The organism is Aequorivita vladivostokensis (assembly GCF_000952855.1).
GTDB lineage: Bacteria > Bacteroidota > Bacteroidia > Flavobacteriales > Flavobacteriaceae > Aequorivita > Aequorivita vladivostokensis.
Window position 1 is genome coordinate 225785 of sequence record NZ_JSVU01000005.1, and the last position, 11699, is coordinate 237483.

An 11699-nucleotide genomic window follows, 5' to 3' on the forward strand; every position below is an offset into this window, starting at 1 on the left:
AAGCCATAAAAAAAACCATCCTGAAATATTCTGGATGGTTTTTTATTTTTAGCGATATATTTCCTATTCGTAGCGTTTGTTTTCGCCCACCTTAGAAAACTGTGAGTTTTTAGCCTCATTGTTTGCGTTCACAACCATCACGACAATTTCTAAATTGTCAACGTTATAGTCCGCAGGTATCTCCAAGCTGTATTGTTTCTTAAATTCCGTATAGGGCGAAGTATTGGCAATGGCATCGCCAAAAATATCCGACAGAGAATTTCTGAGCGCATCGTTGTGGACGAAGTCGGGAATTGGGTTTCCATGATTTTCCAAAGGATGGTTGGGGGTGTTATTGAAATAATTTGCCTGGGCATGGATAATGCCGCTCTCTACAAGGTAGACTACTATCTTATCACCGGCTTCAGAACCATTTGCATAAACCACCTTAGTATCAACAGTTAAATTTGAACCTGTAAGTTTGGAATCAATGGCAATAGCTAAATTTGTCTCATTTCCGGCCATCGCAAGAACATCCTCCACTTTATAGGGGTCGACCCATTTTTGGGTTCTATTCAAGCGAGCCTGCGGGAGACCTCCTATTCCAAAGACATCTTTTAACTCCCCTATTCTTTCAAAATGCATCGGATCTGGCAGGGTAGAACCTGTTTCGTGTATTGCAACAACCGAAATTTGGTTTGTGGCTGCCTTCACTGTATCGATTGCAAGGGCTACGGCTGGACAAAAACCGCACCAGGTACCCGTATAATCTTCAATTACTACTTTCCTTTTTGGAGTGTAAACTGAGAAATTCTTGACTGGCGTACTATAATTCTCATTTTCAACCGTGTATTCGGCATATACTTCAAAACTGCCTTCTGTTGCAGAGGTAAAGGTAAAGCCTGTAATAGCACTGCCGTTAACATAAAAAGTAGCCTCCGATGCCGTATCGTCGCCATTGGCGTCAAGCAAACCGAAGGTGACGGTTTGATTTTTCATAGCTCTGGGAGCGTCAATGGTCAATGCTCTTTCAGTAGGCGCCAGTACTTCAAAATTTAACTGATTGCTCGTTACTTCATTATAAACTGCCTTTACCGCATAAGTTCCGGTAGCTGAGAAAGTATAAGTTCTGCCCGCTATGGCAGTATCATTCACATAATAAGTGGATATCTCTGAATAATCTTCCCCATCGCTCCCCGTTACGGTAAATACCACGGCCTCATCAAGGGATAGAACTTCAAGTTCTCCGGTTCCGGCATCACTTTTTAGTTCCAGAGCCAATGCAGGTTCCTCGGGAATATACGGGTCTTCCTTTTTACTGCAGGAAATAACGGTTATAACAGTAAAAACAACCAAAATCTTTAAATACGGAAAGGTTTTCATCTGAATAATGTTTGAGATTTAAAATGATTTGAGAAGCCAATCCAATAAGAAATCATTGGCACTTCAAATTAATAAAAATTTATGAAATATTTAAGAAGGCTAATATAGCTTAATTCTGAAAAACCCATGAAATTAATTTGTTAAATGAGCAATTTTTCAACTAAACCAATTCGATTTTATTAAAAAAAACTTAATATTGCTGGAATAAAATGAAATTTAAATCTATTCCTACATGAAAAAATTAATCCCCCTTCTTCTCTTGTTTGTATCGCTTGTAAGTTTTTCGCAAAGTGAAATGCCCAGGATTGACCTATCAACGGTTGATGGCACCACCGTAAGCTCTAAAGATCTTTCAAAAGACGATAAAGTTGTCGTTGTTTCCCTCTGGGCTACTTGGTGTGTGCCCTGCCTAAAAGAACTTGATGCGATAAGCGAAATTTACGCTGATTGGCAGGCCGAAACAGGCGTCGAACTTTTTGCCGTATCGGTGGATGATAGTCGAACCGTAAAAAGAGTGAAACCCTTGATTAATGGGAAAGGGTGGGATTATACCGTTTTATTGGACACTAACAATGACTTTAAGCGCGCCCTCGGTGCCGCTACGGTGCCATTAACATTACTCGTCAAAAACAATGAAATTGTTTATCGTCATTCGGGATATAGCCCTGGGGCTGAATATGAGCTTTATGAAAAAATAAAGGAATATTCCAACTAGCAGAAATTTCAACCAACCAAAACTTTAAAATGAAAAAAATTATTTTCGGCGCCTTTATGCTAATGGGCGTCCTCGGCTTTTCACAAGATAACGGCTATTTCTTCGGAGGTCTTGAATCCAATTCACAATGGCTTCTAGATGATGAAGATTTTGATTTTATTGCCCCAGAAGATCAATTTAGAGCGAATAATTATTTACAACTTAATTATACACTGGGAAAATTCACTGCCGGAATTCAATATGAATCGTATCTGCCATCTGCTCTTTTGGGATATTCTCCCACCTGGGACGGTGAAAACGGAATTGGAACCTATTATCTTAATTTCCGAAATGAAACTCTGGATATTACTGGGGGTTATTTTTACGAACAATTTGGCAGCGGTTTGATTCTCCGAACATGGGAGGATCGGCAACTGGGAATTAATAATGCCTTGAAGGGAGTACGCGTAAAATTCAGTCCCTCGACAACGTTTAATCTTACCGGAGTTTATGGACAGACCAGAAATGGATTTGACGTTTCTGAAGGTGTTATTCAGGGGCTCGACGCCAATTTGGATCTAAGCGATCTCATGAAAATTGATGCCGTAGATTTAAAGTTGGGCGCCAGTTATGTAGGGCGCTACCAATCCAATGGTTCCAGCGATACCATTCCGGCCAATGTCAATGCTTATGGTGGAAGATTGGATTTCGTGGTTTCCAATTTCTACGGGGGAATTGAGGCCATAACAAAAGATCCCGATGTACTGATAAATGAAGAAGTGGTTACCACCCCGCAACTCTTTGACGGGACCGCACTACAACTTAATCTGGGGTATGCACAAAAAGGATTGGGCATAAACTCTACTTTCCGAAGGTTGGAGAATTTTACTTTTTATGCCGATAGATATGCAGAAGGCAATCAATACAATGAGCAGTTGGTAAACTACGTACCGGCAATAACAAAACAACACGATTATTTACTTTCAAATATTTACGTTTACAATTCCCAACCACGACTCCTATTTAGTGAAAATGAGAAAAGAGCCGGGGAAGTGGGGGCCCAAGTAGATGTGTATTATTCATTTGACAAAGAATCTACTTTAGGAAAAATTGGAACCAAATTAGCCGGAAACTTCTCTTATTGGGCTGGCTTGGAAGCAACTTATAACGCCGACGACTTGACCTATGACGCCAAATTTATTGGTGATGGCGATCGCTACTTTCGTGATTTAAACATTGAAATTAAAAACCGCTGGTCTTCTAAATGGAACACGGTGCTTTCATACCAAGATGTTATAATTGATAAAGCTGTTTCAAAAGGAGGAATTCTTGGTTCAGAAGGAGATATTAGAGCACAGATAGCAGTTATTGAGGGCACAAGACGATTTGAAAAGGGTAAAGCCTTGCGTATGGAGCTCCAGCATTTATGGACTGCGGATGATGATAAGAATTGGGCTGCCGGGGTACTAGAGTATAATTTTAATCCAGCCATTACGGTGTATGCAGCAGATTCGTGGAACTACGGCGGCGAAAAAGAGCTTCACTATTACAGTGTTGGCGGAAGCTATTCTAAAGGCAGAGCTCGCTTTGCTATGAACTATGGCAGACAACGCGGAGGGTTGATCTGCGTTGGCGGTGTTTGCCGGGAAGTGCCTCCTAGCACTGGCGTAACGGCAAATCTGGTTGTCACATTCTAAAGAAATATTTATAATATAAAAAAAGCCCCGAAATTTTCGGGGCTTTTTTGATTGTAACCTGCTATTACTATTGTACTATAATCTTTGTTGTCTGCACATTACCATTTTGATTTTTGAACTGAACAATATAGGTTTGCGCACTTAAATCAGAAACGTTAACAATTTGCCGACCTGCATCAAATTGCCCTTGCTTCACAACTTTACCCTGTATATTGTAAACCATCATATTAATTGGCTCATTTATATTCAGAATCAATTCATTTGATACTACAGTGGATTGAATGGTTAAATCTACCGTATTATTTTCTGAAATACCCAAGGTTGGATTATAGCGATAGGTAAATAAAAGAGGAGTTCCAGTCTCTATGGTACCTTGGGGATCCGAATATTGACGAAACGCAAATACAAAATCTATATTATCTGTTCCATTCCCAGGATCATCATTGTAGAAATGATTGCCCATTGGTGTAGTTTCTCCTACACCTACAACGAGAGCGCCTTCATTCGATGGCGGAACCGTTTCACCTGCCATAAGATTGTTATAGCATAAACCATAACACAATTGCTCAAATTCTCCATTGGTAGAATTTGTTTCTTGCACATATTCAATCCTCGTATAAATTTCATTCGTCGTATTATCGTTTGTTACATAAAATTCGAATGATGCTTCGGGGTAGGTCAAAACCCCAAACTCGATTACATCACCATCATTGAGCACATTGCCGGATCTATCAGTCACCGTGAACTGTGCATTGGCGAATGCCACGGAGCCCAAAACACATAAAAGAAGTAATTTAAATTTCATTGCTTTAATTTTTAGATTAATGTTTAAAAATGTCTTTACTAACCTCAGCAAAAGTAAGGATAATTATTAAAAAATATCCTTTAATTAATTTTTCTATTTTTTTTGACTGAAAATACAGTCATATCAATAAATAATTTTAACCAATAAAATAAATATTGCAATAATGAAAATTATGATTCTAAAATAGAAAACAATATTGACAAAAACGCACGGAATATCGGTTATCGGCACTATAATATAACATTTTTTACAGATTTAACACATAAAATTCAGAGATTTACGCACTAAACAATATAATTATAGATTATAAAAAAGTACATTTGTATTTAACTTAAATTTCACATTAATTAAAAACCTAAAATCATGGTTAAAAAACTACCCCTATTTTTAGTTTTTACATTGTTAACTTCGTTTTCATTTGCGCAAACAATTGTATCAACTTCTCCGGAAAATAAAAATGTAATTCTTGAAGAGTTCACGGGTATTAAGTGCGTTTTTTGCCCTGACGGTCACCGTATCGCCCAAGGAATTAAAGCCGCTAATCCCGATGATGTCTTTTTAATAAATATCCATACTGGAGGATTTGCAGTACCCAATCCTGGAGAACCAGACTTTCGTACTCCAGATGGAAATGCCATCAGAGCTTATTATGGCGTTAACAGTTATCCCTCCGGAATGATTAACAGACACACTTGGAGTGGCAATAGTCCTGTTATAAGTCGCTCCGCATGGGCAAGTCGAGCTAATACTATTATGAGTGAAAGTTCATATTTAAATGTAGGCGTTGAAGCTACCATAGATGTTCAAACCAGAGAATTGGTGGTCCACGTTGAAGGCTATTATACCGGAAGCAGCCCCCTGAGCACCAATTTTTTAACCGTAGCTTTATTGCAGAACAATACAAAAGGACCACAAACTGGCGGAGGTCAAGGCAATAATTACAACCATATGCACCGACTGGTAGATATAATCACACCCACTTGGGGCGATCCGATAAATACAACCACCTCCAGCACATTTGTAGATAGAACTTATACATACACCATCCCGGCGATGTACAATAATGTACCTGCTGTTGTTGACGATATGGAAGTGGTTGCATTCATCGCCGAAACACAAAGCGAAATAATCAGTGGCCATGGAGCCCGTGCTACTTTTACAGGTATTACCATTGCGAACGACGTAAGTGTTGTATCCATAGAAGATATTCCGGCTACCTGTGAGACCAGCGTCGCTCCAAAAGTAACCATTAAAAACGAAGGGCAAAATACGCTTACATCACTGGCAATTACCTATGAAATAAATGGTGATTCGCACTCTTACAACTGGACAGGAAATTTACCTGCTCTTTGGGATGAAACTATTGAACTACCAGAAGTAAATTACACGGCCCAAGGAACAAACACCCTTACTGTATCCATACCGAACGATGATGACAACTCAAACAATTCATTTAATACTACATTCATAGAAGCACCGGAAAGTACAGGTACCGTCGATCTTCGTATTATTACTGATGCTTATGGGGAAGAGTGCAGATGGAACCTTAGAGACTCTAATGGCAATATCGTTGAATTCGGCGGACCCTACAACGACAATTCCGTTATTGATATACGCATGAACATTCCGGAAGATTGCTATACCTTTATTTTAATCGATACTTTTGGTGATGGAGGCACAAGAGCCACCCTTACAGATAGCGAGGGTACTCTTCTATTTAACGCTAGCGGAAACTGGGGAGCCGAACTATCCCAAGAATTCAACAGTAATGGTGTACTTGAAATTAGTGATAGTCAATTAGACGGCATCAGTCTTTATCCAAACCCAGCGAGCTCTATTTTAAATCTGAAAAACGCTGAAAACGCTAACATTGAAATCTTTGACGTTCTTGGAAAAAGAATTCTTTCTCAAGATAATATTTCCATAAACGAACAGATCAATGTCTCGAATCTGGTAAATGGAACTTACTTTATCCGAATTGTAAAGGATAACGCTCTTACCACTAAAAGATTTTTGATTTCAAAATAATTTATAAGTATTAAAAGTCTTGAAAAACCCCGACTTGCTCGGGGTTTTTTTATTATTTTGAAAAAAATAAAGTCTATGGAATATAATATTGAAAATGAAAAGGTAGTCTTTAACGACCATTACAAAATGATTAAGGCTTCCGTAACCTATGATACTTTTAGTGGCAATAGAATAAGAACCAAAAGACTGGCTTTTGAAAGAGGAGATTCGGTTGCCGTTTTACTTTTTGAAAAGGAAACCGGAACCATTTTGTTTACCAATCAATTTCGCTACCCCACTTGCAAAAATAATGACGGATGGCTGCTGGAAATACCCGCCGGTTCTTTGGAAAAAGATGAAATACCCGAGGAATGCATACGGCGCGAAGTTTTGGAGGAATTGGGTTATAGACTGACCAGCCCAAATTTGATAAACACATTTTATACGTCTCCCGGAGCTTCAACCGAGCGTATTTTTCTTTTTTATGCTGAAGTTTCAGAAAATGACCAAATTGAAAAAGGAGGCGGAAATTCAGAAGAAGATGAAGATATCCAATTGGTAAAAATTCCCACTTCGGAAATAGCCTCAAAAATTCCCGAAATGAAAGATGCCAAAACCATACTCGCACTCCAGTGGTACTTACTCCATAAAGTTTCTTCTTAAAATTTCAGAAGAAAAAAATCACCCTTTATATTTAAGAGGTAAATGCACGACACTCTTGGTTTCAAAAAAATCTTCATCAAAATAATCGCTCAACGGAAAAACAGTTACGGTGGTGTATATTTTTAATTCTTCAGACAAATCGCCACCCTTTAAATAAAGGATGCCATTTCTGCGTTCGTGTAGGTTCTTTTTGGCTATCTTGCCCTGTACCCAATGCACAAAAGTGTCCATCTGGGCCACCGCACGGCTCACTATAAAATCGTATTGCCCCGAAACCGTCTCCACACGGGCATTTGTGGTTTTTACATTTTGCAATTGTAAGCCGGCAACCACTTCTTCCACCACCTTTATTTTTTTTCCGATACTGTCCACCAAATGAAACTTTACATCGGGAAACAAAATTGCCAAAGGAATTCCGGGAAAACCACCACCCGTGCCCACGTCCAAAATTCGCGAGCCGGGAAGAAAGGACTGGATTTTGGCAATACCCAACGAATGCAGTACATGCCGAAGGTAAAGTTCGTCAATATCTTTGCGGGAGACCACATTTATTTTCAGATTCCAGTCTTCATACAGGGCCTGCAACTGCTCAAACTGTTGCTTTTGAAGCGGCGTAAGGTGAGGAAAATATTTTAATATTAGTTCCATAATACAATTTAGGAGACAAAAGTATGTTATCTTTGTGAAAATTATAATTTTGAAGCTCTCGATTTCCACAAAAGATAATTATTTTTGTGCCTTTCGCAATAAATCTTCCAGTTAACATTTACATTTTGACATATACAAACCTAAATTTCTCCCGAGTTGACAGTGCTAAATTTTTTAGAACCCTAAACAGGCGCGTTAACGATTATTTCAAAGAAAACAACATAGCCCGAACAGGAAACTGGAAGCTCCATTTGAAAACAATCGTAATGTTTTCATTATATCTTACTCCCTACTTCCTTTTGCTGACGCTCGATTTTCCGGGGTGGGCGCAATTGCTTTTTACCATAGTTATGGGTGTGGGCATGGCCGGCGTGGGAATGAACGTAATGCACGATGCCAACCACGGTTCCTACTCCTCAAAAAAATGGATCAATAAAATAATGGGCGGGAGTATGTATATTCTTGCCGGAAACGTTTACAATTGGCAGGTGCAGCACAATGTTTTGCACCATACTTATACGAACATTCACGGCCACGATGAGGACTTGGAAGCGGGAAGAATCCTGCGTTTTTCCCAACATTCAAAATGGCGCAAGTTTCATAAATTCCAACATTGGTACAGTATTTTTTTCTATGGCCTTTTGACCTTCAATTGGGTACTCACCACTGACTTTTTCCAAACGAAAAGATATTTGGCACGCAAACTTTCTTACGGAAAATTGCCAAAACCTATCACCCAATGGAGCATTTTGGTTATTACAAAAATGATTTATGTTTCGCTTTGGATTATAATTCCATTGCTCTTTTTTAATATCGTATGGTGGAAAATTTTGCTCGGATTCTTCATCATGCACTATGTGGCGGGATTGATTTTGAGTATTGTTTTTCAACTTGCGCATGTGGTAGAGGATACAGAAATCATGCTACCCGACGATACTGGAACCATGAAAAACACCTGGGCCATCCACCAACTTTTTACCACGGTTAACTTTTCAACAAATAACAAGATCGTAAATTGGTACACAGGCGGTTTGAATCACCAAGTGGAGCACCACATTTTTCCGAATATCAGCCACATTCATTACAAGAATATTTCAAAAATTGTAAAGAGCACAACCAAGGAATTCAATTTACCCTATAAAGAATATAAAACCACCCGCAAGGCCATTATTGCACATTTCAGACACTTAAAGGAAATGGGGCTGAAACCTGCGGTACCCGCTTAATAATTATGGACAACAGACTTTCAAAACGAGTGAACGAGATGGCCACATCGGCCACGCTGGCCATGGCTGCCAAAACGCGAGAACTAAAGGAACAAGGCGTAGATATTATTGGCCTGAGTCTTGGCGAGCCCGATTTTCCCGTTCCGGAATATATAAAGGAAGCAGCTATTCAAGCAATCAAGGACGATTATCATTCCTACACGCCCGTTGACGGTTATGGCGATCTAAAAAAGGCCATCATTACCAAATTTAAAAGAGACAATAATTTAGATTATAAACCATCGCAAATTGTGGTCTCCACAGGTGCCAAACAATCCCTGGCAAATTTAACAATGGTTCTTTTAGATGAAGGCGACGAGGCACTCCTCCCCGCACCCTATTGGGTGAGCTATGCAGACCAGTGCAAGGTAGCCGGAGGAATCCCGAAGGAAATACCCACCTCGATTGAAACTGATTTTAAGGTAACCGCCGAAGCGCTGGAAGCAGCGATTACCCCAAAAACCAAACTTATTATTTATAGCTCTCCTTGTAACCCGAGTGGTTCCGTTTACAGCAAAAAGGAGCTTCGGAAGCTTGCGGATGTTTTGGTGAAATATCCGGATATCATTATTATAAGCGATGAGATCTACGAACACATAAACTTTAGTGGCGGCCACGCATCTATGGCTGAGTTTGAAGATATGTACGACCGCACCGTAGTGGTAAATGGCGTGTCTAAAGCTTTTTCTATGACGGGTTGGCGTATCGGTTACATAGGTGGCCCCGAATGGATAGCAAGGGCTTGCAACAAAATGCAGGGCCAAGTAACCAGCGGTGCCAATGCTATTGCACAAAGAGCTACAATTACCGCTTTGGAAAATCCGCCGAGCAAGATAAAATTTATGGTAGATGCCTTTAAGGAAAGAAGGAAATTGATTTTGGATCTTCTTTCGGATATTGAAGGTTTCAAAACCAATCAACCCGAAGGCGCGTTTTATGTGTTTCCGGACGTTTCCTATTTCTTCGGAAAAACGCTGCGCGGAAAGAACATTAACACCGCCTCAGATTTTTCATTGTATCTTTTGGAAGAAGCCAAAGTTGCAACCGTAACCGGCGAAGCCTTTGGTGATCCAAATTGCATCCGCCTTTCATACGCGGCTTCTGAAGCGGAAATAAAAGAAGCCATGCGCCGAATTAAAGAAGCCTTGGATTAAAAGAATCACGATTCATTTAAAAGTGGGATGGGTTAAAGTTAACCTATCCCATTTTTTTTAGAGGAAATTTTCCGTTGCGGAATATATTTCCGAAAATAATTACTTTCCAGTACACTTTTCCACAAGCGCCAATTAGAAAAACTCGTGGAGAAGACATCTTTATATAATTTCAGTTTTTAATTTATCATAAATCCAATTGCTGTATTTTTACAAAAAACAACGTATGGCTAAAATTTTATTATTGGGAAGTGGAGAATTGGGAAAAGAATTTACCATTGCAGCAAAAAGGATTGGACAAACAGTAATAGCCGTAGACAGTTATGAAAATGCCCCTGCCGCGCAGATCGCGGACATTGCAGAAATAATAAATATGCTCGATGGCAATGCGTTGGATGCCCTTGTTGAGAAACACAAGCCTGACTATATAGTTCCCGAGATTGAAGCCATACGCACCGAACGTTTTTACGAATATGAAAAACAAGGTTATACCGTAATCCCTTCTGCAAAGGCAGCAAACTTTACGATGAACCGAAAAGCCATTCGAGACCTGGCCACCAATGAATTGGGTTTAAAGACCGCCAAATATCGATACGCAACCTCAGCAGAAAGCTTACAAAAAGCCGTTTCTGAAATCGGCATGCCCTGTGTAGTAAAACCTTTGATGTCTTCCAGCGGAAAAGGCCAAAGCACCATAAAAACCGATGCAGATATTGAAAAGGCATGGGAGTATTCACAACTAGGATCCCGTGGTGATGTGGCTGAAGTAATCGTGGAAGCCTTTGTAAATTTCAACTATGAAATAACCCTCCTAACTGTAACGCAGCGTAACGGCAGAACACTTTTCTGCCCTCCAATTGGCCATCGGCAGGAACGCGGGGATTATATGGAAAGTTGGCAACCGGCTCCAATGAAAAATGAAATTTTGGAAGAAGCCCAGCAAATGGCAGAAAAAGTGACAACCGCCTTATCGGGTTGCGGTGTTTGGGGAGTTGAATTTTTTGTAGCGGATGATGGAGTGTATTTTTCGGAACTCTCGCCCAGACCTCACGATACAGGAATGGTTACGCTTGCAAAAACACAAAACTTCAACGAGTTTGAACTGCATCTCCGTGCAATTCTGGGGCTTCCAATCTCGGAAATAACACTGGAGCGTATTGGCGCCAGTGCTGTAATTTTAGCTACGGAAAATTCTGAAAACCCTACCTTTGAAGGTTTGGAAAAGGTAGCTGCTTCACCAAAAACAGATTTCAGGATTTTTGGCAAACCTACTTCTCGTCCTTTTCGAAGAATGGGGATTGTTTTAACACACGATAATCTAGGTGGCGATATTTCAGAAGTAACCGAAAAGGCCAAAAAGTTAGCGAGTCAAATAAAGGTCATTTCAGAATAAATCTGAAGTTTTTA

The 11699-nt window shown here is 39.8% G+C and carries 10 protein-coding genes; 7 read left to right on the top strand and 3 right to left on the bottom strand.

Annotation, left to right across the window (positions count from 1 at the left end):
* Positions 1-63: 63 nt before the first annotated feature.
* Entirely contained in the window at positions 64-1362 is a 1299-nt protein-coding gene (locus tag MB09_RS09970) for an Omp28-related outer membrane protein (RefSeq protein ID WP_045080744.1), read from the bottom strand.
* Positions 1363-1594: 232 nt separating this feature from the next.
* Between MB09_RS09970 and MB09_RS09975 the strand changes: the two genes are divergently transcribed.
* Positions 1595-2077 (top strand): TlpA family protein disulfide reductase, encoded by a 483-nt coding sequence (locus MB09_RS09975; protein WP_045080745.1) that lies wholly within the window; start codon positions 1595-1597, stop codon positions 2075-2077.
* A gap of 29 nt (positions 2078-2106) precedes the next feature.
* Positions 2107-3753 carry a DUF6029 family protein gene (locus tag MB09_RS09980; RefSeq protein ID WP_045080746.1) on the top strand — a complete coding sequence of 549 codons (1647 nt, stop codon included), beginning with the start codon at positions 2107-2109 and terminating at the stop codon, positions 3751-3753.
* A 67-nt stretch (positions 3754-3820) separates the two neighbouring features.
* Here MB09_RS09980 and MB09_RS09985 read toward each other — a convergent pair whose 3' ends face one another.
* On the bottom strand, positions 3821-4558 hold the full coding sequence (locus tag MB09_RS09985) for a T9SS type A sorting domain-containing protein (RefSeq protein WP_045080747.1): 738 nt from the start codon (positions 4556-4558) through the stop codon (positions 3821-3823).
* 399 nt (positions 4559-4957) lie between these two features.
* Between MB09_RS09985 and MB09_RS09990 the strand changes: the two genes are divergently transcribed.
* The gene (locus tag MB09_RS09990; protein ID WP_240484825.1) at positions 4958-6586 is read left to right on the top strand and encodes a T9SS type A sorting domain-containing protein; all 1629 of its coding nucleotides are present in this window, start codon (positions 4958-4960) and stop codon (positions 6584-6586) included.
* A 75-nt stretch (positions 6587-6661) separates the two neighbouring features.
* Positions 6662-7228 carry an NUDIX domain-containing protein gene (locus MB09_RS09995; protein WP_045080749.1) on the top strand — a complete coding sequence of 189 codons (567 nt, stop codon included), beginning with the start codon at positions 6662-6664 and terminating at the stop codon, positions 7226-7228.
* Positions 7229-7246: 18 nt separating this feature from the next.
* Here MB09_RS09995 and rsmG read toward each other — a convergent pair whose 3' ends face one another.
* On the bottom strand, positions 7247-7876 hold the full coding sequence (gene rsmG / locus MB09_RS10000) for a 16S rRNA (guanine(527)-N(7))-methyltransferase RsmG (protein ID WP_045080750.1): 630 nt from the start codon (positions 7874-7876) through the stop codon (positions 7247-7249).
* 266 nt (positions 7877-8142) lie between these two features.
* Here rsmG and MB09_RS10005 point away from each other — a divergent pair, with 266 nt between their 5' ends.
* The 3 genes from MB09_RS10005 to purT all read left to right on the top strand — a co-directional run bounded on the left by MB09_RS10005 (position 8143) and on the right by purT (position 11685).
* A complete protein-coding gene (locus MB09_RS10005) occupies positions 8143-9102 on the top strand; it encodes a fatty acid desaturase family protein (RefSeq protein WP_407637645.1) in 960 nt (319 codons plus the stop codon).
* 5 nt (positions 9103-9107) lie between these two features.
* On the top strand, positions 9108-10295 hold the full coding sequence (locus MB09_RS10010; protein WP_045080751.1) for a pyridoxal phosphate-dependent aminotransferase: 1188 nt from the start codon (positions 9108-9110) through the stop codon (positions 10293-10295).
* Between the two features lie 223 nt (positions 10296-10518).
* Positions 10519-11685, top strand: coding sequence for a formate-dependent phosphoribosylglycinamide formyltransferase (gene purT / locus MB09_RS10015; RefSeq protein WP_045080752.1), 1167 nt, complete (start codon positions 10519-10521; stop codon positions 11683-11685).
* Positions 11686-11699 lie beyond the last annotated feature (14 nt).

Excerpts from the sequence above, each read along its gene's own strand:
- MB09_RS09970 (WP_045080744.1), bottom strand. The coding sequence starts at position 1,362 with ATGAAAACCTTTCCGTATTTAAAGATTTTGGTTGTTTTTACTGTTATA.
- MB09_RS09975 (WP_045080745.1), top strand. The coding sequence starts at position 1,595 with ATGAAAAAATTAATCCCCCTTCTTCTCTTGTTTGTATCGCTTGTAAGT.
- MB09_RS09980 (WP_045080746.1), top strand. The coding sequence starts at position 2,107 with ATGAAAAAAATTATTTTCGGCGCCTTTATGCTAATGGGCGTCCTCGGC.
- MB09_RS09985 (WP_045080747.1), bottom strand. The coding sequence starts at position 4,558 with ATGAAATTTAAATTACTTCTTTTATGTGTTTTGGGCTCCGTGGCATTC.
- MB09_RS09995 (WP_045080749.1), top strand. The coding sequence starts at position 6,662 with ATGGAATATAATATTGAAAATGAAAAGGTAGTCTTTAACGACCATTAC.
- rsmG (WP_045080750.1), bottom strand. The coding sequence starts at position 7,876 with ATGGAACTAATATTAAAATATTTTCCTCACCTTACGCCGCTTCAAAAG.
- MB09_RS10005 (WP_407637645.1), top strand. The coding sequence starts at position 8,143 with ATGTTTTCATTATATCTTACTCCCTACTTCCTTTTGCTGACGCTCGAT.
- MB09_RS10010 (WP_045080751.1), top strand. The coding sequence starts at position 9,108 with ATGGACAACAGACTTTCAAAACGAGTGAACGAGATGGCCACATCGGCC.
- purT (WP_045080752.1), top strand. The coding sequence starts at position 10,519 with ATGGCTAAAATTTTATTATTGGGAAGTGGAGAATTGGGAAAAGAATTT.